The 25,531-nt window shown below is 69.4% G+C and carries 24 protein-coding genes; 13 read left to right on the plus strand and 11 right to left on the minus strand.

All coding sequences use genetic code 11. The features are described from left to right. Positions 1–33 precede the first annotated feature (33 nt). Positions 34–1,227, plus strand: coding sequence for an endo-1,4-beta-xylanase (locus KBX71_RS05995; RefSeq protein ID WP_210816996.1), 1,194 nt, complete (start codon positions 34–36; stop codon positions 1,225–1,227). A gap of 201 nt (positions 1,228–1,428) precedes the next feature. After that, positions 1,429–1,770 carry a helix-turn-helix transcriptional regulator gene (locus KBX71_RS06000; protein ID WP_030333934.1) on the plus strand — a complete coding sequence of 114 codons (342 nt, stop codon included), beginning with the start codon at positions 1,429–1,431 and terminating at the stop codon, positions 1,768–1,770. 21 nt (positions 1,771–1,791) lie between these two features. Here the strand turns inward: KBX71_RS06000 and argS are convergent, their stop codons facing one another. After that, positions 1,792–3,510, minus strand: a complete 1,719-nt coding sequence (argS, locus tag KBX71_RS06005) for an arginine--tRNA ligase (RefSeq protein ID WP_210816997.1) — start codon at positions 3,508–3,510, stop codon at positions 1,792–1,794. A 348-nt stretch (positions 3,511–3,858) separates the two neighbouring features. On the opposite strand from argS, the gene KBX71_RS06010 reads away from it, so the two are divergent. Further along, positions 3,859–4,623, plus strand: a complete 765-nt coding sequence (locus KBX71_RS06010; protein ID WP_210816998.1) for a hypothetical protein — start codon at positions 3,859–3,861, stop codon at positions 4,621–4,623. A gap of 184 nt (positions 4,624–4,807) precedes the next feature. Beyond that, positions 4,808–5,317: a nitroreductase/quinone reductase family protein gene (locus KBX71_RS06015; RefSeq protein WP_210816999.1), complete on the plus strand. Its 510-nt coding sequence runs from the start codon at positions 4,808–4,810 to the stop codon at positions 5,315–5,317. Here KBX71_RS06015 and KBX71_RS06020 read toward each other — a convergent pair. Together KBX71_RS06020 and KBX71_RS06025 are read right to left on the minus strand one after the other, a co-directional pair. Then, a complete protein-coding gene (locus KBX71_RS06020; RefSeq protein WP_210817000.1) occupies positions 5,296–5,679 on the minus strand; it encodes a hypothetical protein in 384 nt (127 codons plus the stop codon). The two genes, KBX71_RS06015 and KBX71_RS06020, sit on opposite strands and share 22 nt — an antisense overlap. 251 nt (positions 5,680–5,930) lie before the next feature. After that, on the minus strand, positions 5,931–6,437 hold the full coding sequence (locus tag KBX71_RS06025) for a MarR family winged helix-turn-helix transcriptional regulator (RefSeq protein WP_210817001.1): 507 nt from the start codon (positions 6,435–6,437) through the stop codon (positions 5,931–5,933). A gap of 109 nt (positions 6,438–6,546) precedes the next feature. Between KBX71_RS06025 and KBX71_RS06030 the strand changes: the two genes are divergently transcribed. Genes KBX71_RS06030 through KBX71_RS06040 form a run of 3 tightly spaced genes read left to right on the plus strand, consistent with a single transcriptional unit; the run spans position 6,547 to position 9,360 of the window. After that, entirely contained in the window at positions 6,547–7,596 is a 1,050-nt protein-coding gene (locus KBX71_RS06030; protein ID WP_210817002.1) for an LLM class flavin-dependent oxidoreductase, read from the plus strand. Continuing rightward, positions 7,589–8,617, plus strand: a complete 1,029-nt coding sequence (locus KBX71_RS06035; protein WP_196927614.1) for an LLM class flavin-dependent oxidoreductase — start codon at positions 7,589–7,591, stop codon at positions 8,615–8,617. The genes KBX71_RS06030 and KBX71_RS06035 overlap by 8 nt, the downstream gene beginning before the upstream one ends. Before the next feature lie 26 nt (positions 8,618–8,643). Next, positions 8,644–9,360 (plus strand): NADPH-dependent F420 reductase, encoded by a 717-nt coding sequence (locus tag KBX71_RS06040; protein ID WP_210817003.1) that lies wholly within the window; start codon positions 8,644–8,646, stop codon positions 9,358–9,360. Here the strand turns inward: KBX71_RS06040 and KBX71_RS06045 are convergent. Continuing rightward, the gene (locus KBX71_RS06045; protein WP_210817004.1) at positions 9,357–10,073 is read right to left on the minus strand and encodes a tetratricopeptide repeat protein; all 717 of its coding nucleotides are present in this window, start codon (positions 10,071–10,073) and stop codon (positions 9,357–9,359) included. The two genes, KBX71_RS06040 and KBX71_RS06045, sit on opposite strands and share 4 nt — an antisense overlap. Before the next feature lie 38 nt (positions 10,074–10,111). Then, positions 10,112–10,873 (minus strand): GNAT family N-acetyltransferase, encoded by a 762-nt coding sequence (locus KBX71_RS06050; RefSeq protein WP_210817005.1) that lies wholly within the window; start codon positions 10,871–10,873, stop codon positions 10,112–10,114. A 208-nt stretch (positions 10,874–11,081) separates the two neighbouring features. Here KBX71_RS06050 and KBX71_RS06055 point away from each other — a divergent pair, with 208 nt between their 5' ends. The 5 genes from KBX71_RS06055 (at position 11,082) to KBX71_RS06075 (ending at position 14,761) form a co-directional block, all read left to right on the plus strand. After that, positions 11,082–11,528, plus strand: coding sequence for an iron chaperone (locus tag KBX71_RS06055; protein ID WP_210817006.1), 447 nt, complete (start codon positions 11,082–11,084; stop codon positions 11,526–11,528). Between the two features lie 117 nt (positions 11,529–11,645). Continuing rightward, positions 11,646–12,005 carry a hypothetical protein gene (locus tag KBX71_RS06060; RefSeq protein WP_210817007.1) on the plus strand — a complete coding sequence of 120 codons (360 nt, stop codon included), beginning with the start codon at positions 11,646–11,648 and terminating at the stop codon, positions 12,003–12,005. A 68-nt stretch (positions 12,006–12,073) separates the two neighbouring features. Further along, positions 12,074–12,871, plus strand: coding sequence for an inositol monophosphatase (locus KBX71_RS06065; RefSeq protein WP_210817008.1), 798 nt, complete (start codon positions 12,074–12,076; stop codon positions 12,869–12,871). A gap of 113 nt (positions 12,872–12,984) precedes the next feature. After that, a complete protein-coding gene (gene sodN / locus KBX71_RS06070; RefSeq protein ID WP_210817009.1) occupies positions 12,985–13,389 on the plus strand; it encodes a superoxide dismutase, Ni in 405 nt (134 codons plus the stop codon). Between the two features lie 61 nt (positions 13,390–13,450). Then, a complete protein-coding gene (locus KBX71_RS06075; protein ID WP_210817010.1) occupies positions 13,451–14,761 on the plus strand; it encodes a radical SAM protein in 1,311 nt (436 codons plus the stop codon). Positions 14,762–14,813: 52 nt separating this feature from the next. On the opposite strand, the gene KBX71_RS06080 is transcribed toward KBX71_RS06075, so the two are convergent. Continuing rightward, positions 14,814–16,367 carry a polysaccharide lyase family 1 protein gene (locus tag KBX71_RS06080; protein ID WP_210817011.1) on the minus strand — a complete coding sequence of 518 codons (1,554 nt, stop codon included), beginning with the start codon at positions 16,365–16,367 and terminating at the stop codon, positions 14,814–14,816. 545 nt (positions 16,368–16,912) lie between these two features. On the opposite strand from KBX71_RS06080, the gene KBX71_RS06085 reads away from it, so the two are divergent. After that, entirely contained in the window at positions 16,913–18,100 is a 1,188-nt protein-coding gene (locus KBX71_RS06085) for a hypothetical protein (protein WP_307846978.1), read from the plus strand. A gap of 61 nt (positions 18,101–18,161) precedes the next feature. Here KBX71_RS06085 and KBX71_RS06090 read toward each other — a convergent pair whose 3' ends face one another. The 5 genes from KBX71_RS06090 to KBX71_RS06110 all read right to left on the minus strand — a co-directional run. Further along, positions 18,162–19,241, minus strand: coding sequence for a hypothetical protein (locus KBX71_RS06090; RefSeq protein ID WP_210817013.1), 1,080 nt, complete (start codon positions 19,239–19,241; stop codon positions 18,162–18,164). A gap of 59 nt (positions 19,242–19,300) precedes the next feature. Beyond that, positions 19,301–19,933, minus strand: a complete 633-nt coding sequence (locus KBX71_RS06095) for a hypothetical protein (RefSeq protein WP_210817014.1) — start codon at positions 19,931–19,933, stop codon at positions 19,301–19,303. A 27-nt stretch (positions 19,934–19,960) separates the two neighbouring features. Further along, positions 19,961–22,381, minus strand: coding sequence for a family 43 glycosylhydrolase (locus KBX71_RS06100; protein ID WP_210817015.1), 2,421 nt, complete (start codon positions 22,379–22,381; stop codon positions 19,961–19,963). A gap of 214 nt (positions 22,382–22,595) precedes the next feature. After that, positions 22,596–25,061 (minus strand): glycoside hydrolase 43 family protein, encoded by a 2,466-nt coding sequence (locus KBX71_RS06105; RefSeq protein ID WP_307846975.1) that lies wholly within the window; start codon positions 25,059–25,061, stop codon positions 22,596–22,598. 256 nt (positions 25,062–25,317) lie between these two features. Further along, positions 25,318–25,531: IS30 family transposase (locus KBX71_RS06110; protein WP_210817016.1), on the minus strand; the 214-nt coding region annotated here is incomplete at its 5' end.

Here is a 25,531-nt window from a genome sequence, read left to right on the forward strand (position 1 = left end):
ATCTATCTATTGATCGTCTGGAAGGGCAGGCACATGAAGTTGAGACAGTGGTCGACCGTCGGCCTGGTCGCCGTCGCGACCATCGCCACGCTGAACACGGTGCCCGCGACCGCGAGTCGGCCGTACGACCCCACGACGCAGAGCCTCGGCACCCTCGGCCTGCGCCACGGCCTGCACGTCGGCACCGCGGTGAGCATGGATGCCCTCAACGACGCCGGCGACCCGCAGTACCGCAAGCTGGCCTCCACCGAGTTCGCCTCGGTCACCGCCGAGAACGTGATGAAGTGGGAGAGCCTGGAACCCACCCGCGGCAGCTACAACTGGGCGCCGGCCGACCAGTTCGTCGAGTTCGCCAAGCGCAACCGGCAGAGTGTGCGCGGCCACGTGCTGGTCTGGCACAACCAGCTGCCCGCCTGGCTGACCAGCGGCGTCGCCGACGGCTCCATCAGCAAGCAGGAGTTGCGCGAGCTGCTGCGCAAGCACATCACCACTGTCGTCAACCGCTACAAGGGCAAGATCTGGCAGTGGGACGTGGTCAACGAGGCCGTCAGCGACCCGTGGGACACCCCGTCGACCCTGCACTACAAGGGCTTCTGGGCGCAGAACCTCGGGCCCGGCTACATCGCCGACGCGTTCCGTTGGGCGCGGGCCGCCGACCCCAAGGCCCTGCTGTTCTACAACGACTACAACATCGAGGCGTTCGGCTCGGGCAACCCGGCGGACGACAAGACCCAGTTCGTGTACGACATGACCAAGAGCCTGCGCGCCCAGGGTGTCCCGATCGACGGCGTCGGCTCCCAGGGCCACCTGGGCACCCAGTACGGCAACTTCGACACCCTCCAGGTGACGGCCGCGCTGAAGAAGTTCGCCTCGCTCGGCGTCGCGACCGCGTTCACCGAGGTCGACGTCCGCAGCCAGCTGACGGAGGGCGTCCAGGCGGGCAACTCGGAGGAGATCAACCCTCGGCTACAGGCGTCGGCCGCCAACTTCAGCGTGCTGATGAAGGCGTGCCTCGCCGTGCGCAGCTGCCTGTCGTACACGGTCTGGGGTTTCAGTGACAACCATTCGTGGGTGCCGGGCTGGTTCGACGACCCGCCGGAGGGCCTGGCCACCATCTACGACGAGAACTACCAGCCCAAGCGGGCGTACCAGGAGTTGAAGTCCGACCTGATCTTCGCTGGGCCGCCGTACGTCCTGCCCCGCATCGCACCCAAACCCCGCCGCTGACGCACCTTGTCGCCGTTGGGCCGTGTGGAGCTTCCCGCAGCTCCACACGGCCCTTGTGGCCACCACGGACGTCGACGTTCGACTCACGTTCGGTGCTTCCGTGCCGCCATCCGGACGCCATCGAAGGACTGGTGCCGGTTCTGCGGGTTTATTGATGGTGTTGGTGTCACTATGGCAGGCGTGGGAACTGCGAAAACTGCCATGCCTGCGATCTCGCCGCTTACCGGCGATCCCATCAAGCGGGCCGATGCCGAACGGCTAGCGGGGGTGCTGAAGGCCTTCGCCGATCCGGCGCGACTCCGGTTGCTCAGCCTGATCCAGTCCGCGCCGGAAGGTGAGGCGTCCGTTAGTGACCTCACCTCGGCGCTCAATCTCTCCCAGCCGACAGTGAGTCATCACCTTCGGATCCTCACCGAGGCCGGCCTCCTCGAACGCGACAAGCGCGGGGTCTGGGCGTACTACCGCCTGGTGCCCGCCGCGATCGCGCAGATCGCCGACCTGTTGACGCCGCCGAGGAAGCGGGCGACCAAGAGGGCCCGCTGACCGGGCCGGGAGGCTGGCTCGTCACATCCGCTCCAGTGTGCGGATGCCGAGCAGGTGCAGCCCCTGCCGCAGGGTCCGGGCGGTCAGCTCGGCCAGCAGCAGGCGGCTCTCCCGCAGCTCGTCCGCAGCACGCAACACCGGGCAGCGCTCGTAGAAGGCGTTGAACGCGGTCGCGAGTCGGTGCAGGTAGCCGGCGAGCTGATGGAACTCGAGACTCCGCTCCACCTCGCCGACCACCCCGGCGAAGCCGAGCAGCTCGACCGCGAGCGCCCGCTCCTCCGGCTGCGCGAACACAATCGTCGTGTCCGGCCGCGCGGCGGTCCCGGCCCGCCGCAGCACCGACCGGATCCGGGCGTACGCGTACTGCAGGTAGGGCGCGGTGTTGCCGTCCAGCGCGAGCATCCGCTCCCAGTCCAGGACGTAGTCCTTGGTCCGATCGACGGACAGGTCGGCGTACTTGATCGCGCCGATGCCCACCGCCCGGCCGATCTCGTCGGCGGCCGCGGCGTCCAGGTCCGGGTTCCTGCTCCGGGCCAGGTCGGTGGCGCGGGCGACCGCCTCTTCCAGCAGCCCGACCAGCTTCACCGACCCGCCGGCCCGGCTGCGCAGCATCCGCCCGTCGGCGCCGAGGATGGACCCGAAGCCCAGATGCTCGGCCTGGGCCGGCGGACGGAGCCAACCGGCCGCCTGGGCAACGGCGAACACCATCGCGAAGTGTTGCCGCTGCGGTAGGCCCACGACGTACAGCAGCCGGGTCGCTCCCAGCTCACCGACGCGCTGCCGCAGCGCGGCCAGGTCGGTGGCCGGATAACCGTACCCACCGTCGCTCTTGCGCACGATCAGCGGCAACGGCTCGCCGTCCCGACCGCTGAACCCCTGCGGAAACACGCAGGCGGCCCCACCGCTGGGCAGCAGCAGCCCCAGCCGGTCCAGGTCGTCGACGACGCCCGCGAGAAGGCTGTTGTAGGCGCTCTCGCCCCGGAAGTCGTCAGCGGACAACGTCACGTCGAGCAGGTCGTACACGGTCAGGAAGTACCGCTCGGACTGCGTCACCAGCAGCCGCCACAACCGCCGGGTCCGCTCGTCGCCGCCCTGCAACGCGACCACCCGCAGCCGCGACCGTTCCTGGAACGCCTCGTCCGCGTCGAACTTCACCCGGGCCGCGCGGTAGAAGGTGTCCAGGTCCCCCATCGACAGGTTCCGCGCGGCTTCGGCCTCACCGAGGTCGATCAGATGCTCGATCAGCATGCCGAACGGTGTCCCCCAGTCACCCAGGTGGTTGACCCGCACGACCCGATGCCCCAGCCAGTCCAGCAGCCGCACCGCCGCGTCGCCGATGACAGTGGAGCGGAGATGACCGACATGCATCTCCTTCGCCACGTTGGGCGCCGAGTAGTCCACCACAACTGTCTGCGGCGTCGCCGTCGGCGGCACGCCGAGCCGGGTGTCGCCCGCCAGCCGGATGACCAGGTCGGCCAGGGCGAGGTCGCTGACCGTCAGGTTGAGGAAACCCGGCCCGGAGACCTCCGCCGACACGCCGACGTCGTCGAGGACCGCGTGCGCCACCACCGCGGCGGCGATGTCCCGCGGCGGGCGGCCGAGCCGCCGGGCCAGCGCCAGCGCCGCGTCGGACTGGAAGTCCGCACGCGGAGACCGCCGCACGAGCGGGTCGACCGGACTGCCGGCCACCGCCGCGAACGCCGGTGCCAGCCGGTCGGACAACAGCTTTTCAAGATCCATGAGTACGCCGATCTCGCTCGGACTCGCGCTGTCACGCGAGCCGTTGACGGGGAGATGCGGGCGGACCGAGGACGACCAGCGAACGACCGGCGGCTCGATCCGCCGGTCGCAGGAAACAGGTCAGCGCGGGCGGGCGACGGATCGCCGGCGTCGCCCCGCACCGACCTGGACGTCACACGACAGTCCGGTGGTGCACTGAGCGAATACGCTGGTCATGCGGGCATCATAGCGGCCCGGCCGGTGCGACGACACATTCGTTTCCGTGGTCCGGTCGATCTCCGAGGCGCCGCGTGGTCGTTTTGGCCGGCCCGGCGCGGGGAACTGCCCCGGGATACACAAGGGGTGATGATGAGCCGATACGCACCACTGCCGGCGGCCCGTGCGCGACGCGCGCTCGTGCTGCTCCCGCTGCTCGCGACCATGGCACTGACCGCTGCCTGCACCGCCACCGAGGACGCGCCCGGCTCCGCCCCGGCGACGACCGCGCCGGCCACCGCGACGGCGTCAACGGCCCCGACAGACTCACCATCCCCGAGCGCGAGCACCCCGGTGACCATCCCGACCTCCGCCTTCGTCGAGCTGCCCGCCGAGCTGCGGAAGTCTCCCCGACGGACGACCCCGGTCGAGGAGGCCCTGCCGAAGCTGTGCGGCAACGAGTTCGCCACCGGCGGCCGGCAGGTCACCGCGAGCGCCGCGATGACGGTCACCTACCAGACGGCCGGCGCGCCCTCCAGCAACGTGCCGCAGGGGATGATCCACCAGACCATCTTCACCTTCGACGGCGACGGCGCCCCGGGCTACCTGAGCCGTCTCCGCGCCGCCGTGCAGGCGTGCCCCTCGTACGACCAGTCGGGGAACCGCGTCACCGTCAAGAGCAAGGCCCTGCCCGGTGTCGGCGACGAGGCGTTGCTGCTGACCCGAACCTGGCCCGAGACGAGCCTGAACGGCGAACGCACCGGCGACACCGCGTCCAGCCAGATCGCCGTGGCCCGTGTCGACAGCGTGGTGACGGTCTTCAACGACCAGGGGTGGGAGGGCACCAGCGGCAACCCGGCCACCCTGGATCGTGTCGTGCGCGACGGTGTACGCACCATCGACGCCTGGCAGCGGTAACTCACCCGGCTGCCGCCCGCGCGGGGCCCGCACCGATCGGTTCGATCCATGGTCAGATCATGGACAGCGGGACGCTGACCGCGCTCGCGCCGGCAGACTTGGGGATCTCGGTCCACAGTGGCGGCCAGCGACCGGACATGGCAGCCTGTCGGGCCATCGGCGGTGGTCGGTGGAGGAGGTCGTCATGTCGGATGGTCAGGGAACGAAGGCGCCGTGGCTTCCGCCGCGGTGGTTCATCCGGACGGCCTGGTCAATGCACCGGGGCCTGTACCGGGTCACCGGCAGCCGGGTCGGGTTGTGGCGACCGCGCGAGACCCGCTGGGGCACGCTGCGGCTGACCACTATCGGTCGCCGCACCGGTCAGCAGCGCGGCGTCATCATCGCGTACTTCGAGGATGGCCCGAACCTGGTCGGAGTGGCGATGAACGGGTGGGGCGAGGGTGCCCCCGCCTGGTGGCTCAACCTACAGGCCCGCCCGGACGCGTCCGTCGAAATGGTCGACGGGCGACGGCTGGTCCGCGGTCGCGCCGCCACCGGCGACGAACGGTCGCGACTGTGGCCACGCTGGAGCGAGGCCGACAAGAACTTCGACGCCCACGCGGCGCGGCGATCGTCCGAAACCACTGTGGTGGTGCTGGAGCCCAGATCCGATGGCGACTCCCCGACGTCAGGTCAGCGGCCGAACGCGAGGTAGAGACCGAGGCCGAAGTTCACGACCAGCACGATCGCGCCGACGACAGCGAACAGGCGCTGCCACGCCGTCCACCGGACCGTCCTCTGGGACTCGACGATGCCCGCCTCCTCCACCCGGACCGCCGCTATCCTGTCCCGCTCACTGGCGTCACGGCGGCCCGCGGTCACGTTGGCGCTGAACAGTACGACGTTGGCACGTAGCTCCTCGGTGAGAGACCGGAGCGCCTGCGTCATCGAGTCGATCGAGCCGTTGATCCTTTGCAGGTGCTCGTCATGCCCCTGTAGACGCTGCTCGATCCGGCCCGCGTCCACACCGCGGGCATAGGCAGCCGCCGCTTCGTCCGCGTTCTCCTGGATGGTCACTGCCGATCCGTCGTCCACGAGAACGCGGGTCCGATCCCGCCTCCGGGTGGGACCGTCGAAGGCGTCGGGCGGAAGGACCGCCGGGGCCTAATGCTCGTGAAACGCATCCGCCATCTCCTACTGCCCTCGCACCACGCGATGCGGTGCAACAGTCGTACCACTCGCAGGCCCCGAACGCTACTGCTCGGATCCGACAAAACCGCAGGTCAGAAGGCCAACACGGGTGCGCTGAGGCGGCCAGGGGACGGTCTTCAGTGGGCGGTCGGTCCGGGTCGGTGCAGGACGTCGAGGTGTGCTCTCAACGCCGTGGCGATCTCGCCGGCCGCGACGATCTGCTCCGACGTGAGGGCGTCGACGAAGAGTTCACGAATGGCGCGCAGGTGGGGAAAGGTGGCCCCCTTGAACGCCTCGGCGCCGGCCGCCGTGAGCAACACCTCCGCCCCCCGGGGAACCGTCGCGCACTCCTGGCGGCGGATGAGACCGCGCCGCTCCATCCGTCCGAGGTGGTGGGAGAGCCGGCTTCGCTCCCACCCGATGTGCGCGGCGAGTTCGGACGACCGCATGGCCTGTCCCTCCGCCTCGCTGAGGGCGAGGAGCACGGCGTAGTCCCCCGTCGAGAGCGACGAGTCGTTCTGTAGGCGGGACTCGAGCCGGGAGCCGAGAGCAGCAGTCGTCTCGATGAAGTCCCGCCAGATCCGCAGCTCGTCGGTGGTCGGGAGTTGGCGTCCACCGCGACGGCCGGGTGTGGCCTCCGTCATCTCACTCTCCTGGGAATTGACGTGTCAATCGCCAAGTTAGCATCATTGACACGTCAACCGGTAGGTCCGCTCCCGCAGGCCGCCGGCGGATTGCACCGAGGAGGAGACGATGGCAGCTGCAGACTTCGAGCTGGGGCTCAACTCGTTCGGGGAGGTGGCCACCGACGGCGACCGGGTCCTGAGCGACGCCGAGACCGTACGGCTACTCGTGGACGAGGCACGGCTCGCCGAGTCGGCCGGAATCGACGTGTTCAGCGTCGGTGAGCACTACCGCGAGGGTCACAACGACTCGGCGACGCCGGTGTTGCTGGCGGCGGCCGCCACGGCGACCGAGCGGATTCGCCTCGGCACCTCGGTCACCGTGCTCAGCACCAACGACCCGGTACGGCTCTACCACGAGTTCTCCACCCTCGACGCCGTCTCCAACGGGCGCGCCCAGATGGTCCTCGGGCGTGCGTCGGCGACCGAGTCGTTTCCGCTGTTCGGTTACGACCTGGCCGACTACGAGCGGTTGTTCGAGGAGAAGCTCGACCTCTTCCTGCGGCTCCAGCAGGACGAACCGGTCACCTGGTCCGGCACGGTGCGAAGCCCCCTGACCGCGCAGCGCCTGCACCCACGGATGCGGGCCGGCGGCATCCCGACCTGGATCGGTGTCGGGGGAAGCCCGAACTCGGTCATCCGCGCCGCCCGGCACGGACTTCCGCTCATGCTCGCGATCATCGGCGGGCGTCCCCAGCGCTTCGCCGGCCACGTCGACCTCTACACCAGGGCGCTCGAACAATCCGGGCATACCCTGCAGCCAATCGGGCAGCACTCACTCGGCCTTGTCGCAGACACCGACGAGGAGGCGGTGGAGACGTGGTGGCGATACTGGCAGCCGGTCGTGGCGGCCCTGGCCGCCGAACGCGGCTTCTACAAACCGGACCGCGCGCGCTACGAGGCCGAGATCGACCACGGGGCGCTCTTCGTCGGTTCACCCGAGACGGTGGCGCAGAAGATCGCCACTGTCGCCCGCGACCTGCGGCTGAGCCGCTTCGACCTGAAGTACGACATCATGCACCTGCCCCGCGAGGCACGCGCGCGCACCATCGAACTGCTGGGCAGTGTGGTCGCGCCGCGGGTCCGGGAGCTGCTGGCGAAGGAGCCCAACCATGTCTGATCTCTTGTTCGGCCTGGACACGTTCGGCGACGTGCCGCAGGACGACGCCGGCAAGCTCGTCTCCCACGCGGCGGCGATCCGGCAGGTCGTCGACGAGGCCGTGCTCGCCGACCAACTCGGGGTCGACGTCATCGCCCTGGGCGAGCACCACCGGCCGGAGTACTCGGTCTCCACGCCGGAGACGGTGCTGGCCGGCATCGCCACCCGCACCTCGCGGATCCGGTTGGCCTCCGGCGTGACAGTGCTGAGTTCGGACGACCCGGTGCGGGTGTTCCAGCGTTTCGCCACAGTGGACGCGCTGTCGAACGGTCGGGCCGAGGTCATCCTCGGTCGCGGCTCGTTCACCGAGTCGTTCCCGCTCTTCGGGTACGACCTGCGCGACTACGACACGCTGTTCGAGGAGAAGATCGAACTGTTCGTGAAGTTGCTGGACGAGAAGCCGGTGACCTGGAGCGGCACCCTGCGCGCCCCGCTGGAGAACGCCGACGTGTTCCCGAAGACCGAATCGGGTCACCTGGACACCTGGGTCGGTGTGGGTGGCTCGCCGCAGTCGGTCGTCCGCACCGCCAAGTACGGGCTCCCGCTCATGCTCGCCATCATCGGCGGCGCCCCCGAGCGCTTCGCGCCCTACATCGACCTCTACCGCCGGGCGGCCGACCAGCTCGGTACGACCGCGCACCCGGTCGGGATGCACTCGCCGGGCTTCATCGCCGACACCGACGAGCAGGCCAAGGAGATCTACTGGCCGCACTACCGGATCATGCGGGACCGGATCGGCAAACTGCGGGGCTGGCCCCCGATCCGCCGTCAGGAGTTCGACTCCGAGGTGGAGAACGGCTCCCTCTACATCGGTTCGCCGGAGACGGTGGCCCGCCGGATGGCCCGCGCGATCCGCAGCCTCGGCGTCGGCCGGTTCGACCTCATCTACTCGGCCGGAGCGCAACCGGCCAGCGCCCGGATGCGCGCCGTGGAGCTCTACGGCTCGAAGGTGATCCCCATGGTCCGCGAACTGCTGGCCTGATCAGCACCTCCCAGCGAAAGGACGACATGAACGACAACGACCGGAGCCGGCCGGCGACGATCGGCATCCTCGGGGCAGGCAAGGTGGGCACGGTGCTCGCCCGGCTCGCCGTCGCCGCCGGCTACCGGGTACGCGTCGCCGGCTCCGGCGACCCGGCGAAGATCGCCCTCACCGTCGAGGTCCTCGCCCCGGGGGCGGAGGCCACCACGTCGGTCGACGCGGCGGCCGACGCCGACATCGTCATCCTCGCCCTGCCCCTGGGCAAGTACCCCAGCGTTCCCGCCGAGGCGTTGCGCGGCAAGCTCGTCGTCGATGCCATGAACTACTGGTGGGAGATCGACGGCATCCGCGACGACCTCACCAACCCGCGTACCTCGTCGAGCGAGACCGTCCAGGCGTTCCTGTCCGGCTCGCGCGTCGTGAAGGCGTTCAACCACATGGGGTACCACGACCTGGAGGACGAGGCCCGGCCGGCGGGGGTGGCCGGCCGCAAGGCCATCGCGATCGCCGGCGACGACAGCGCCGACCTCACCGAGATCGCGGCCCTGGTGGACGCGCTCGGCTTCGATCCGGTCGTCGCCGGCCCGCTGGCCGAGGGGGTACGGCTCGAACCGGGCAGCGAGTTGTTCGGCGCCAACGTGAGCGCCGACGAGGTACGCGCCATGCTCGACCGCTTCCCGCTGTCGGAGCGGGGACGAACCATCACCGCGGCCCGAGCCTCGACCTCACCCGAGGCCGCTTAGCCGAAGGCCGCCTTCGGTTCGAGGAGTTGGCCCACGGCGTACTCCTCGTCGAAGGCGGCCGGGCCGAGCGCCTCGATCGCGGCGGCGCGCATCCTGGCGAGGTCCGCCGCGTCGTCCGGGTCCGGCACCTGGCCGAGCGCCGCGAACGCCGCATCCGCGACGCCGATCATCCGCGCCGCGCGCAGGTGGTCACCCTCGGCGGACGCGAGCGCGGCACCCGCGACGCAGACGTACGGCACGAAGTCGGTCCAGCCGTTGTGGAACACCCGCTCGCGGTTCTCGGCGAACAGCGTTCTCGCCACGTCGAGGTTGCCCAACCCCAGCTCGCAGAACGCGAGGTTGTGAGTTTCGGAGTTGACCGTCGTGGGTTGGCCGAGCGCCTCGTTGAGCGCGATGCTCTCCCGGTACAACTCCCGAGCACGAAGCAGGTCGCCGGACATGCGCGCCACGGCGGCGAGCACGTGCCTCGGCCGTTCCTCCAGGGCCCGGTCGCCGGAGCGCAGCGCCACCGCGAGAGCCTCCCGGGCCCGCGCCTCTCCGCCCGGCAGGTCGCCGCCGCGAATCGCGACCCGGGCCAGGCTGTACCGGGCCTCCACCTCGCCCGCCGGGTCACCGGCCGCCTGGGCCCGCTCGATCTCGGCTTCGCTCATCCGCACCACGGCGTCGGTCTCGCCTCGGCGAAAGGCCGAGCGCACGTTCGCACCGAAGGTCATGTCCCTCTCCCCCATCACTGGCACCGCACAGCAGACCGTCAGCGTGCGTGGAACATGGTCCAGGTCTCCACGAGCGTGAAGCCCATCGACTCGTAGAGCGGCTGCCCCATCGCGCTGGTGTGCAGGTAGGCGGCGTCCGCGCCGGCCGCGATGCCGTCCCGCAGAACGGTCTCGGTGAGTACCCGACCCAGGCCACGACCCCGGGCGGACGGAACGACGGCGATGTTGAACACGCCGACCACCCCGGAGGTCCGCATTCCGAGCCCGGTGCCGACGGGCCGCCCGGACTCCTCGGCCAGGTAGCCGGTGATGGGTTCGGCGTCGAGCACGGCACCACCCATCAGTGAGCCGAAGAGGCCGTCGGGAACCTCGAAGCTGCGGGTGAGGGTCTCGGTGTAGAGGTCGCTCTCGGCGGCGCTGACCTGGCGCACCGAGGGGCGCTCTGCCGAGCCGGCACGGAACGCGAGGTCACTCGCGGCGCAGGCCAGCAGGGGCAGTTCGGTGCGTTCGAGGAGGCCGTGTCGGGCCGCGAGGTCGGCGACCTGGTCGCCGGCCGCACCCCGGACGATGATCGACCAGTGCGCGGCCTGCCTGCCGACCTCGGTCGCCATCTCGTCGAGCGACCCGAGATCAGGCTCGGTGGACCTGTCGTAGGCCGCGTTGAGCGTGGCGACGCCGGCCCCGGTCACCCCCGCTCGGGCGGTGCCCCGCTCGGCGTACCCGCCCTTCGGGGTCGCCCGGCACAGCGTCTCGAAGGCGTCGAAGTACGCCCGCGCCATCCGATCGGCGGTGATGGTCATGACGGCCCCCTAGACCGGTCGTTCTGCTCAAGTCGACAAACCTAGCCACCAAGCACGCTGACCAGCAAATCCAGCGGATGAGGACCGCCACCCGCCTTCCGGGTTCGAACCGATCAGGAATCGAGAAGCCCGAGACCGCCGAGCGACCTAGCCTTTCCCCAGGTGAACGGCTGCACGCCGAAACTGGACGACGAGAGGGAGCCCGAGAATGCCCGCGAAGACCACTACCAAGTCCGACGGCTTCAGCCCCGAGGAGCGGGCCGCCATGAAGGAGCGCGCCGACGAACTGCGCGCCGAGGGCAAGAAGGGCGCAAAAAAGGCGGACGGGCTGCAGGCCGTCCTCGACCGGATCGCGCAGATGGAGCCGGAGGACCGCGCGCTCGCCGAGCGCGTGCACGTGACGGTGACCGCCGCCGCCCCGGGTCTCGCGCCGAAGACCTGGTACGGGATGCCCGCCTACGCGAACGAGGACGGCAAGATCGTTGTCTTCTTCCAGGACTCCGGCAAGTTCAACTACAGGTACTCGACGGTGGGCTTCCAGGACGCGGCCAACCTCGATGACGGAGACCTCTGGCCGGTGGCGTACGCGTTGCAGCAGTGGAGCCCGGCCGTGGAGAAGAAGATCACCGAGCTGGTGCGGGCAGCCATTTCCTGACCGACGCCCGCCCCCTCGTTGGCTCGCTCACGGTGCAATGATCGAGGACCCTAGCCGACGGAGACAGGTGGTGCGGACGATGCGGTATGGGCCGCCGGCGGTACGACGGGTCGCCCGATGACCGGCCGGGCCGGCGAGGAAGCCCTGACGGGTGTGTACGGCGCCGAATGGAACCAGGCCGAGGAGGCCGCCGAGGCGAACCTGGCCCTCGTCGTAGCGGAGTTGGACCAGAGGTGGGGCGCGCACCGCAGGGTCTCGATGCGGGTGCCGCTGTTTCGGGATCAGGCCGGTGAACCCATGCCGGCGCTGTTCCAGTCGCTCTGCGACCTGGACTGCTACGGCGACCTGACCGTCTGGGGGCCGACGGTGGCCGAGGGCCGGTGGGTCGCGGTCTCGGTCAACCAGTGTGACGGCGATGCTCCCATGATCATGACGGCGGTCGTCAGTCAACTACCGATCATCGAACTGCCGGACTGACCTGCCCCTGCGCCCACAGCCCGGCGCGGGGGGCATCGACGTTGCCCCCCAGCTCCTATGGTTCGTGCATGTCGATCACAGACCATGCGCTGGCCATCGAGGCGGCGGAAGCTGGAGCCGCAGTTGTCCGCTCCCGGTACGGCTCGACGATGACGCGCGTCATGAAGACCGCCGGTGACTTCGCCACCGCCGCCGACGTCGAGGCCGAGCAGGCCATCCTGGACGTCCTGGGTAGGGCGCGTCCGGGCGACGCCGTGGTGGCCGAGGAGAGCGGGCGCACGGGTGCGGGCGACAACGGACGGACCTGGCTGGTCGACCCGCTGTGCGGCACGCTGAACTTTGCCGCACGGACCACGCTGGCCTCGGTCAACGTCGCTCTGCGCACCGGGTCGGAGGTAGCCGTGGCGGCCTCTGCCGATCCGTTCGCCGATGAGGTGTTCTGGACCGACGGCACCACCGCGTACGTCCGGGGTGCGGGAACTGACGAGCGACTCGTCCCGTCGGCCGAGTCGACGCTTGTCGACGTCAATCTCGACCCGCCCTTCCCCAACCGGGACGTCTTCCTGGCCGCCCGCATGCTCGTGGACGAGGGCTTCACCGAACAGTTCCGCCCCCGGGTGGTCTCCACCAGCCTGGCCGTGGCCTGGGTCGCCGCCGGTCGCCGCGCCGCCTACGTGACGGACCGACACGACCTGCGGAACAGCGTCCACTTCGCGGCCGGAATCGCGCTCTGCCAGGCGGCCGGCTGCGTGGTCACCGGGCTCGACGGCCAGCCGCTGCACGCCGGTGGGGACGGTCTCGTCGCGGCCGCGGACGAGCGGACGCACGCCGCCCTGCTGACGCTCATCCGGAAACAGGGCTCGTGATCGACTCTGCCTTGACATGAAGTCCGGTTGAGGTTCTAGCGTCCCTAGATGATCACGTCGGGGCCGTGGCGTCCGGACGTGCGTCACCTGTGCACGCCGTCGAAGGGATTCCGATGTACCTGTCTCGCCTTCTCCGCCCGCGTACCGTCGCGAGCGCCCACTGCGACCTCCCCTGCGGCGTCTACGACCCGGCGCAGGCCCGCATCGAGGCCGAGTCGATCAAGGCGATCTCCGAGAAGTACCAGGCCAGCGACGACCCGGAGTTTCGCACCCGCTCGCTGCTCATCAAGGAGCAGCGGGCCGAGCTGGTCAAGCACCACCTCTGGGTCCTGTGGACCGACTACTTCAAGCAGCCACACTTCGAGAAGTACCCCCAGCTGCATCGCCTCTTCAACGAGGCGACCAAGCTGGCGGGTGCCGGCGGCGCGAAGGGCGCCGCGGACCCGGCGGTCGCCGAGCAGCTACTCGGGAAGATCGAGGAGATCTCGAAGATCTTCTGGGAGACCAAGCAGGGCTGATCAACCGGCACCGGGTGGCGCGGGCCACCCGGTGCGGCGTACCACATTCGGGAGGAACCGCATGGAGTCGCGAACCGACCTCGTCGAAGACTTGATGACCCGTTTTCCACACGTGCCACGGGAGGCGGTCCTCAAGGAGGACCTGCTGCGCGGCGGGCTGGCCTTCGACGACGCGGCGCTGACCGACAACGAGCACGGCGACGTCAAGCCGAAGTCGTACTTCATCTTCTCCTTCGATCACCGGACACTGCCGGAGTTGGGGACGGCCGCGCTGCGCCGGCCACCGGAGGAGATCGTGCTGACCGGCGGCCCGTACGAGCTGCGCCGTACCGTCGTGTCGGTCCGCACCAACCCCAGTTCGCCGTACCGTGTCGGCACCGACAGCGACGGTCGCCTGCGCCTGTTCCTGGACGGACGGCCGATCGCCGATGTCGGGCTGCCCCCCATGCCGGCGTACTACCGCCACACGCTCGCCAACGGCAAGTCGGTGATGGAGGTCGCCCCGACGATCCAGTGGGGTTATCTGATCTACCTCACCGCGTTCCGGGTCTGTCAGTACTTCGGGGCCAAGGAGGAGTGCCAGTACTGCGACATCAACCACAACTGGCGGCAGCACAAGCAGGCCGGCCGGCCCTACACCGGGGTCAAGCCCGTCGACGAGGTCCTCGAGGCCCTGGAGATCATCAACCGGCACGACGTCGATCGCGCGTCGCAGGCGTACACGCTGACCGGTGGCAGCATCACCTCGCAGGTCAACGGGCTGGCCGAGGCCGACTTCTACGGCCAGTACGCGCAGGCGATCGAGGAGCGGTTTCCGGGACGGTGGATCGGCAAGGTCGTGGCCCAGGCACTGCCCCGGGCCGATGTGCAGCGGTTCCACGACTACGGGATCCGCATCTACCACCCCAACTACGAGGTGTGGGACAAGCGGTTGTTCGAGTTGCACTGCCCCGGCAAGGAGCGGTACGTCGGCCGGGAGGAGTGGCACCGGCGCATCCTCGACTCCGCCGAGGTGTTCGGGCCGCGCAACGTGATCCCGAATTTCGTGGCCGGCGTGGAGATGGCCGCGCCGCACGGTTTCACGAGCGTCGACGAGGCGATCGACTCCACCGCCGAGGGGCTTGAGTACTTCATGTCCCGGGGCATCACGCCCCGGTTCACCACCTGGTGCCCGGAGCCCACCACACCGCTGGGCCGGACGAACCCGCAGGGCGCACCGCTCGAATACCACGTCCGCCTGCTGGAGGTCTACCGGGCGACAATGGACGCCCACGGCCTGTCCAGCCCGCCCGGGTACGGCCCCGCCGGGCCCGGCCGAGCGGTCTTCTCGGTCAGCTCCTTCATGGACACCCTGCCGGCCACGGATTCGTGATGGGCGCCCGCGGGTGGGAGCGGCATGGCCTGCCGCTCCCGCCCGCGCCCAGCTAGCTGGCGTACGTCTCAAACTCACCGATTCGTGGCGTACCGCCGGAGCTGTTGATCTTGAAGTTGATCTTGCTCGTCGTGGTGGCCGAGAAGGTGATCGAACCGGCCCCGCTGCCGGAGGCCAGGACGGCGCCGTTGTCGTTGTTGATCAGCTGCCAGGACCCGATGGAGCCCTGGGTGCCGGACGGCTCGCGGATCACCACTCGCGACACCTGGGTCGCCGAGCCCCACTTGATCGAGATCGTGCCGGTCGACCCGGCCGGCGACCAGTAGGTGCTCAGGTTGCCGTCGCGCACGTTGCCGTAGCTGGTCCCGCTGGCCTTGCTGGAGCCGTCGGCGCCGGCACCGAGGCTGAGGTTGGTCCCGCCGGAGGGCGGCGGCGTGGTGGGCGGGGGCGTCGTGGGCGGTGGCGTGGTCGGCGGCGGGGTGGTGGGCGGCGGGGTCTGCGGCGAGCAACTGCCGTTGGACACCTTCAGGCCCGTGTTGGCGCCGACCGTCTGGCGGACGATGTCCGGCACGCAGCTCGCCCCGTCGAGGCTGTACGGGTACGGGATGCTGACAGTGGTGTTGGAGGTCGGGTTGGGGCCGGCCGGGTAGTTCTCGCTGCCGGCGCTGGACCAGGTCACGTTGTCGAAGACGTTGCCGCCGACCTGCCAGTAGCCGCGCTCGTTGGTGTAGAAGGTGCCCAGGACGTCCTTGGAGTCGCGGAAGTAGTTGTTCTCCACCTTGGCCCTGGCGCCCGCCCGGGAGTTGATACCTGACTCGTGCAGGCTCACGTAGTGGTTGTTGTAGATGTGGGCGACACCGCCGCGCAACAGCGGCGTGCGGGAGTCGATGTTCTCGTAGAGGTTGTGGTGGTACGTGATGAAGCCGTTCGACAGGTCGCTCTCGCTGGACCCGACGAGGCCGCCGCGACCGGAGTTGCGCAGGACGCTGTAGGACAGCGTCACGTACTGGGTGTTGTCCTTCATGTCGAAGAGGCCGTCGTACCCCTCGGACTCCCCGCCCGACGCCTCCAGGGTGACGTGATCGACCCAGACGTTGCGGACCGTGCTCTCCATGCCGATGGCGTCCCCACCGTTCGACGTGGGCGAGCCCGACTTCTTGACGTTCCGCACTGTGACGTTCTGGATGATGATGTTGCTGGAGTCGCGGATGTGGATGCCGAGCTGGTCGAAGACGGCGCCGCTACCGACCCCGATGATGGTGACGTTGCTGATCTGCTTGAGCTCGATCACGCCCGCCGCGGTGTTGCAGCTCGACCCGGACACCTTGCTGGTGTTGCCGTGGTTGATCGTCCCGGTGACCTCGATGGTGATCGGGGTGCTGCTGCTGGTCCGACCACACAGCGCGGCGTGGATCGCCGTGCCCGTGGTGGCCCGCACCGTCTGCCCGCCCGCGCCGCCGGTGGTCCCGCCGTTCTGGGTGGCGTAGCCGGTGGCGCTGCCGACCGCCGCCGACGCCTGCGGGGTCGGCAGGGCCACCCCGACCGCGATCACCACGGCCGCCGCGGCCAGCACCGCCTGACGTCGCAGCACGACTGGTCGTCTCATGTCGCCTCACCTTCGCATTCGTCTCGTTCCAGGGCTTCGCCTCGACGGTCGTCGCGACCGCGCCTGCCGACCGACGTCATTGAAGAATTGGCGACAGTCAATCGCGAGAATGTCATCGAGGTCTCTCACGCCCTGGTGGAAGCGGGGATGTGCCGCGCGAGTGGGGTTTGCCCGGTGACGCCGCTCGCACGATCGTTAAACGAAACATCGATGTAACGCAATCGTAGGAAAGCGGTTTCCCTGAAGGCAATAGCTGACGCTTGCAGGTTTGTTGCAGCGCTCGGCATTGACACCGCCGGGCCCACCGTCGATGCTCTGCTAAATCAGTTTAGCGACCGGCTCGTTCCGACCCGTCCCACTCCCGGACCCGCACGGGATCGCTGGCTGAGCGCACCACCCCCGAGAAAGGACCCGCATGAGACTGCGAAAAGGACTGATCCCACTCGCCGCCACAGTCGTCCTGGCCGGCGCCTCCGGTACCGCGTACGGCAGCGCGAGCGACAGCCGGGGCACCGCGGACGGACGGAATCCGCAGCATCACCCCGATCACCACCGTCTACACGTACGGCCAGAAGGTCTCGGCGGTGGCGATCGAGTACGGCGCCACGGTCAACCCCCGCACCCTCGACACCGCCACGTTCTCGGTGACCGACACCATCTACAACTTCCGCTTCAACCCCATCGAGGACCTGCCGAAGCTCGCCGACCGGACCATCACCCACACCTACACCAACGGGTCACCGGGCACCCGCGCCGACCACCGATCGGCGCCGGGCAGGTACGTCATCGTCGAGCTGAATCCCGCCGACACCGGCGGCTCGACTGTCATCGTCTCCAAGTGCCCGACCTTCCTCTGCACCGTGAAGGTCAATCCCGAGCTGCCGACCCGGGTCGTGCAACGCAAGGACGTGCACGGCCAGCCCGGTCGCGGGGTCGGCAAGGGGCCGGTCCTCGCCCGGGGCGCCCCGCGCGAGTCGCGACCGGTCACCGCGAAGCCGGTCAACCAACTGGTCGACGAGTTCACCTACGGCTCGTTCCTCAGTGGCGGAATGGTTCTGCCGTACCACTATCACCTGCCGAAGAACTACCAGCCCGGGCGTAAGTACCCACTGATGGTCGTCCTGCCCGGTCACGGGATGGGCTGGGACGGCGACAACCTCGGCGTCCAACTCGCCGCCGACATCCCGGCGACCGCGTGGCTCCAACCGCGCTGGACCGGCACCTCCGAGGACGTCATCGTCCTGGCGCCCCAGCACCAGCGGGTCGGTGGACCCGCCGAGGCGGACCTGCTGGTCAAGCTGCTCGACCAGTTCGTCGACCAGTTCGCGGTGGACACCAACCGGGTGTACGCGACCACCGTGTCGTACGGCTCCCAGCTGCTCTGGGAAGCGTTCGCCAAGCGCCCGGACCTGTTCGCCGGCGGGTTGGTGACCGGCGGCTTCCCCGTCAACGCCACCCAGGCGACCGCCATCGCGGCGGCCGAGGTGCCGGTGTGGATCACGCACGGCGAGCACGACCACCTGCTCAACGTCTCGGGCGCGCGCAACTCCACGGCCGTGCTGCGGCAGGCGTACGTCACCCGGGGTAAGACGCCAGAGCAGGCCGCCGACCTGGTGCGTTACACCGAGTACGCCGACGCCGCCTTCTCGTTGCCGGACTACCACGCGGCGTTCGGACCGACCTACGAGGACGCCAGCATCCTGCGCTGGCTGCTCCACCAGGCCAAGCCCTAGGGTCGCGGGCCGGGCGACGCCCCGCCGCGATCCGGTGGCGCGATCTGATCGCGTCGACGGGTTACCGGCGGGCGTCGCCCGCGTCGGGCTCGGCACCAGCGGGCGCGCCCCCGACGAGCACGGACTCCTGGCCCTCCTGGCGGCCCTCCTGGCGCGCGCGGGCCAGCAGCCCGGCCAGCCGACGCCGCCGGTGCCGGGCCGCCGCCCGCAGACCCAGGAGCAGGCCGGCGAGCAGACCCAGCAGTGCGAGCTGCGCCCACGGTACGACCCAGGTGGTGACGGTGGCGGAGGCCGGTCGGAGGTCGACGCCGGCCGGGCCGTCGCCGACCGGCGTTGGCGACGTGGTGACTGTCGTGCGGAGGCGCCCCAGGGCCCAGACGCCGTCGGCCCGGGTCTCCACCGTCCGAGCGCCGCCGGGAAGCAACTCCTCGACGGCGCTGGTGGCGTCGTGGCTGGTTCGGCCGAGGAGGTCGGACATCCCCACGCGACTCGTTCCGCTGACCCAGACGTTGCCGTCGTTCTCGACGGTGTAGCGGACCCGCACCGTGCCGCCAGCGAAGGGATTCCACGACGGGGAGTACGTCGCGCCGAGGCCCCGTACGGTCAATGCCGCCCGCGCGGAACCGTTGACCCGCAGCATGACCCGGAACCCGACGCGGCTCTCGACGTTGACAGTGCCTCCGGTGCTGGTGACGGTCGCGGCGATACCGGCCGGGTGGTCGCCAGGTGTGGCGCCCTTCGGCACGGTGATCCTGAACGGCACCACCCGCGTCTCGTTGGGGCCGACGGTGACCTTCTCCTGCACGTCGATCCAGGTGCCACCGTCGACCGAGGGCCGGTCGGACGACAGCATGTTGAAGCGGCCCTTGTCGGTGAGGTAGCCGTCGGCGGCCTTCAGGGAGAAGGCGACAGCGGTGCGGCTGAAGTTGCGTACCGCCAGGTGCTCGGTGACGGCCTGCCCCGGGTCGAGGCTGGCGTTGATCCACCGACGTTGGTCCGGGCCACTCGCGGTGGCCGGCTGGACCGTCCAGGTCAGGGCCTTCGGGTCCGGTTCCGCCGCCGCCGCGGTCGGCGCGGCCGCAACCGTGAGGGACGCGACGGCGAGGACGACGAGCGCCCGGCGCAGCGGGGTGACGGTCATGGGGCGGCCCTTCGGCACGGGGCTGGGCGGGGGCCCGGTTTGGGCCCCCGCCCAGGCCACTACTCGAACAGTGAGAGCGTGAGGGTGGAGCTGTACTCGCCGGCGGCGACCTCCGCGGGGGTCCGCAGATACAGGTCGGCGTTCACCGAGTACGAGTCGCTGACGACGGCCTTGGAGTCGAAGGCCGAGACCAACAGCTCCTGGTCGACGAGGCCGACATTGTTACCCGGCTGGGTCGCCTCGTCCAGGCTGGTCACCACCTCCTCGCCCTCGCTGACCAGGCCGGTCTCCCCGCCGTCGAGCAGGCGCGGCTTCCAGCCGAGGTGGTCGGCGGTGATCGGCCCCTGGCCGGCGGCGCCCGCGAAGTCGGTCGCGCTGCCGAGCACCGCCCAGCCGGCGCCGTCGGGCACCTCGTCGGCGACACGGGTGTCGGTGACCGTCACCGTCGGCAGCGTACCGACGAACTGGCGAACCAGCAGGGTCGAGCCGTCCTCGGACAGCGCGACCGCGTCGCCGGCGATCGACAGGGCGAGCACTCCCGGTTCCCTGATCTCGTCGATGTCGACGGTGACCCGCACGCTGGCGTCGTCACCGGGCTCGGCCAGTGCGGGCGACGGCAGCACCGCCGCCCCGGTCAGCACCGCGCCGACGGCGCAGGCCGCGAGCATCTGCCGCCGTTTGTATGTGTTCATGTGATCTCCGTTCTCCGCCATGAGGGGTTAGCCGCCGCAGGTGCCGGCGGGGTGTTGCACGGTGCGGACGGTCGTCACGTCCTGTCCGCCGATCGCCCCGGTCACCCGGACCGTCGCCGAACCCGCCGCCACCGACACGGCACGGGTGTTGAACGACTGGTAGGCGTTCCCGCCCGGCGCGACGGCCGCGAACGACCGCTCGCCGTACGGCGTCTCCAGGGAGATGCCCACCGGCGCGTCATGGTCGTTGCGCGCCTGCACCGCCACGTACACCTTGCCGCCCACGCACCGCGTCGACGCCGTGACCGTGACGGGCACGTCGAGGGTGGCCGCCTGGAAGGCCCAGTTGTCGATCTCGACGAGGTCGACGCCGGCCGGGCCGGTGTAGGTGAAGTAGACGTCGTGCACGCCGCTGACGCCCTCAAGCTCGGCGGTCACCTCGGCCCACTGCCCGGCCGGCGTGTCCACCGCGACAGTGCCGACGACGGGACCGTTGACGTCGTCCAGCCGGACCTGGATCTGCCCGCCGGCGGCGAGCGCACGCACCCGCGCCGTCAGGCTCTGTGCACCGTTGTCCCCGAAGTTCACCGAGGACAGCGCGGTCCAGTCGCCGTTGTCGATGTCACGGACCACCAGGTTCGGCGCCGCGCCACCGAACTGCGCGGAGCTGCCGTCGACAGTCACGGTCGCGACGCCCTTGCTCCAGCCGAAGGTCTCGGCCTCGAAGACGCGGTACGGGTCGAAGTCCCGGACCTGGTCCACGCCGGCGTAGGTGCCGACGACCTGCTGGATCGTGCCGTCCGGATTGAAGGTCAGTTCCTGGATGTGCGGGCTGCGGTACCCCTGGGTGGTGTTGCCGTTGATGCGCTTGTTGAGCGTCGGGGCGTGGTAGGTGAAGTAGTACTTGCCCCCGAACTCGAACACCGACTGGTGGTTGTTACCACCGGTGCCGGACCCGAAGAACTGCGACTGGTTCGGGAAGAGCACACCGGCGTAGGTCTCCTTCGGCCACGACATCGGGCCATCGGAGATCATGTAGCCGATCTGGCCACCCCCGGGGTAACCCGGAAGCGGCTGCTGGCTGCCACCGAAGTCGTTCCCACCGAAGTGCGAGGAGTACGAGAGGTAGTACTTGCCCTGGCGCTTGAAGACGTGACCCGCCTCGAAGGCGACCGGGGCGTCGACCACCGCCGCGGTTCCCTCGGTCGAGACCATGTCGTCGCCGAGCTCGATCGAGCGGATGTTCTTCGGGTTGTTGAAGCGCTCGGCCGGCGGCATGCTCGTCGACGCGGGGCCACCACCGAAGTAGAGGTACGGCTGGCCGTCGTCGTCGACGAACGGGGCCGGATCGAACTTCCACGCGACGGCCTCGGCACCGGGGGTACGGCCGTCGATCAGCGTGCTCGTGCGCTCGCTGGTCCACGGGCCGAGCGGCGACGCACCCGTGATCACGTTGCTGGAGCCACCGCCGTTGGCGTAGTAGAGGAAGAACTTCTCCACCCCGTTCACCACCTTCTTGGTGATGCCCGGAGCCCACGAGTTGGCGGTGAACGGGGCCACCCCGTTCGGGCCGGCGACCTGGATCTCACCGTGGTCCGTCCAGTTCACGAGGTCCTCCGAGGAGATCACCGTGATCTGGTTGATGTCGCCGTAGTTGATCCCCGGCGAGACGCCGGTGGTCGGGTTCGGGGCGTAGCCCTGGGTGTCGTTTGTCATGTACATGTACACCCGGCCGTCGTGCACGAGGCCGAAGCCGTCGGCCCCGAACTTGTGCCCGATCAACGGGTTGTGCTCTCCCGGCAGCTTGCCGACGACCTCGATGGTCTTCGACGCCGGCGCGGGCGGCGCGGCGCCGACCACCGACACGTCGTCGAGCTTGAAGTCCATGAGGTGCAGAGCCGGGTCCGTGGACGGGGTGCTCGTCCAGGGGGTCTCGAAGAACAGACGCGCCGTCGACACGCTCTGCGTCGTCGGGATCGTGAACGTCCCGTTGAACTGCGCCCACTGGCCCTTCGTCGCCGTCACGCTGACCAGGTTGGTGTAGGTGCCACCGCCGTAGTGCATGGTGGCGAAGAACTGCTTCGTGGCCGGTCCGCTCTCGTTCTCGTACTTGATGCGGGCCGTGAGGGTGTATGCCTGACCGGCCTGCACCTTGCCGCTGAGGTCCTGCATCGGGCCGGATCCGGTGGTCGTCCGGCTGGTGACCAGCGCGGCGTTCGCGCCTGCGTAGGCGTCCGACGTGGCCGACAACTGGGCGCCGTCGGTGGCGTTTCCGTTGTTCACGAACCAGCTGGTCAGGCCGTCCTCGAACCCGCCGTTGACGACGAGGTTCGTGTCGGCGGCCTGGACCGGCGCCGCCGGGGCGACGAACCCCGTGGCCAGCATCAGGCCGACTGTCGCGAGCGCTGCGACCCGTCCTCGGGTCGCCCGTCGCATTCGTTGTTCCACGAGACATCCTCCTTCATCTCTGACGTGCGGTCATCGGTGTACGGGGGATCGGTGGGTGCGCTTCCGTGGGTGGTCCGGACATCAGGGGTCGACCGCCGCCACCGGTCCGACAGTGGCCGGCGGCGCGGAACAGTTCCGCTGTGCCGCGCCGCCCGGCCGGTCGGTCGCCGGTCGCCGGTGGTGCTGGTCGGTGAGCCGAGGGCTGGTGGTGGGGTTATCCGCCGCAGGCGTTGGCGGGGTGCTGTGCGGAGTGGACAGTGGTCACGTCCCGGGCGGCGACAGTGCCCCTGACCCGAACCGTCGCCGAGCCGGCCGCCACCGACGCCGCACGCGTGTTGAACGACTGGTAGACATTCGCTCCCGGCGCGACGGCCGCGAACGACCGGTTCCCGTACGGGGTCTCCACCGTGATCTCGACCGGCTCGGAAGAGTCGTTGCGTGCCTGCACCGCCACGTACGCCTTGCCGCTCAGACAGCGGACCTGAGCGGTGGCCGTCACGGGCAGCGCCGCCAGCACTCCGAGTCGGGCCAGTTGGTAGCTGAGCGCCCGCTCCGGTGCGTCGATCTCGTTCTGGGTGCCGAACTGGCCGGCCCGTGCCGACGTCGCCGCCGCCAGCGCGGCCTGTGTCACGGCCCAGGCGTCGGCCGGGTAGTGGCGCGCGTCGAGCGACCGCGCGTGGGCGATGGCCGCGTCGAGGGCTGTGGTGTCCAGCGGCCGGGCCTGCGCCGTGAGCACGTCGCTGAGCAGGTAGTCGTCGAAGTCGACGTGGCCACCGGTCTCCTGGGTCGCGTAGTTGAACAGGCCCACCCGGTGACCCATGAAGTGCGCGAGGCTGCCGTCGAGCGCCTGCGGGCCGACGCGGTTGCCGAGCCGGGTCCACTGGACCCCGTCCAGGCTGTAGTAGAACGTCGTCCACAGTTGGCCCATCGGCGACGAGAAGTCGAGGTCCGCCTTCACGTGCACCTCGGTCGCGTCGTCCAGCGACACAGTGGTGCCCGACACGAAGTTCTCCAGCGTCGACTGGTCGAGGTCGACAGCGAACGGCTGCGACCGGTTCACGACGCCGAGGGCGTTCACCCCGCCGACGCGCTTCACCGCCACGTACGAGAATCCGCGGTTGTAGGCCGCCAGGCCCGCCACGTCGCCGTTCTTCATCCCGGAGATGTCCATCCGGGTCTGGACCGACTGCCGTGGCCCGAACGTCCGCTGCGAGAGCGTGTTACGCGCCTCCTCGAACCACGCCAACTCGGCCCGGTTGGACAGCTTCGTGTAGACGTACTGGCCGGTGACCACAGTGCCGGCCGTCAACCGCAGCCAGCCCTCGCGGTCGGTGAGTGACCAGTACCTGTTGTCCGGGGCGTGGTTCCACTCCCACGCCAGGTCCAGCCGTGACCCGTTCGGAGCGATCTCCGCCGGGTCGAGCGGCGCGGGGACCGTCCACTGCTCGTCCTGGTACGCCCTGTGCGGCGCGTCGTTGGCGAAGTCGTCCGAGGCGACGATGCTCTTCTGCCGCTCGAACGCCTCCTCGGCCGGGCTGAGCCGGATCGGCTTGTCGAACAGGCCGTTGACCGGCACGACCCCGTTGGTGCCGAAGGTCGGCCACCCGTCCTGCCAGGTGGCGGGGATGAGCGCCGGGATCCGACCGATCGGGAACGTGTCCCGGAAGAACATGCTGTGCCAGTCGGTTCCGCCGCCCGCGCGGCTGATCGGCACCAGGCTGCCCTGCGCGAAGCCGTTGGAGTTGAGCACTCCGCGCGCCTCGTAGGTGTTGACCCCACCGGCCGAGGTGTAGCGGCCGAGCAGGTCCTTCGACCGGAACATCACGACCTGGCGGCCCTGCCCGGACGGCCAGGTGATGATGACGGCGTAGTACCAGCCGTCGATGTGGTAGACCTGCGCGCCCTCGAAGAGCCCGCCGATGAACGGCTGCCCGGCGTAGTTGTTGGCCGTGAAGATGTTCGGGTAGTCCTGCGCGATGGCCGTCAGGTCGGCGTTGAGGCGTACTGCACTGGTGCCGCCGGAGCCGTAGAAGATGTACGGCGTGCCGTCGACGTCGAAGAAGAGCGACGGGTCGTGCAGGCCACGGCCGAGGGCGGTGCGCTGCCACGGACCGTTCTCGATGTCGTCGGTGCGGTAGAGGTACGCCCCACTGAGGTTGTTGGTGTTGAAGACGGCGTAGAACATGCCGTCGTGGTAGCGCAACGACGACGCCCACTGGCCCTGGCCGTACGAGTTCTGGCCGTTGCGCAGCGAGAACGAGTCGCCGATGCTCGCCCGGTCGAAGACGTAGTTGACGATCTCCCAGTTGACGAGGTCGTACGACTTCATGATCGGCGCGCCCGGGCTCAGGTGCATTGTCGTGCTGATCATGTAGTAGGTGTCGCGGCCCTCGTCGTTCTCGGCGGCCGGCACCCGCTCGACGCTGATGTCCGGCACGTCGGCGTTGAGCAGTGGCACCGAGTAGGTGCCGGCGCCGGTGTCGGTCGAGGTGTACGACGACCGGGGCGACCATCCGTCGTCGCCGTGCGCGGCAGCGGGTGCGGCAACCAGGCTCGCACCGACGAGAACGGCTGCCGATGCGAACGCGCACAGCGGACGAAAACGACGCGGAAACACTGTGGACACCCAGCCGACCAGCGCCTGCGAGGTGCGGCGGGCGACAACGTTCAGCCTGTTCACAGCGAATCTGCGGGCGGAGTTCAGGACACGCGAGCGAACCGACACGGCCAAGGCGAGCTCCAAACGCGAGAGCGGCGTGAAGGCCATCGTGTTATCGCTAACAACCCCTGTCAAGACAATCAATGAAACGCGCCCGAAGTATCCCCGTAACCATACCCATCAACCACAGTGGACAGTGCCACCGCAGCTCCAACCCCGGTGATCATGAAGTTATTGCCCTGACACGCCGCTTGGGGTCAAGGGTTGAGTGCAATCGTTAGGGCGCGATGACTTCCGCGAGGCGTTGGGTTGGGGTGGCCCAGCCCAGCGTTTCGCGGGGTCGGGTGTTGAGTTCGTGGGCGATGTTGTCCAGGCCGTTCTGGTCGATGGTGCGGAAGTCGTAGCTGCCCTTGGGGAAGTACTGGCGCAAGAGCCCGTTGGTGTTCTCGTTGGTGCCGCGTTGCCAGGGACTGTGGGGGTCGCAGAAGTAG

The organism is Micromonospora sp. D93 (genome assembly GCF_018070365.1).
Classification (GTDB): Bacteria; Actinomycetota; Actinomycetes; order Mycobacteriales; family Micromonosporaceae; genus Micromonospora; species Micromonospora ureilytica.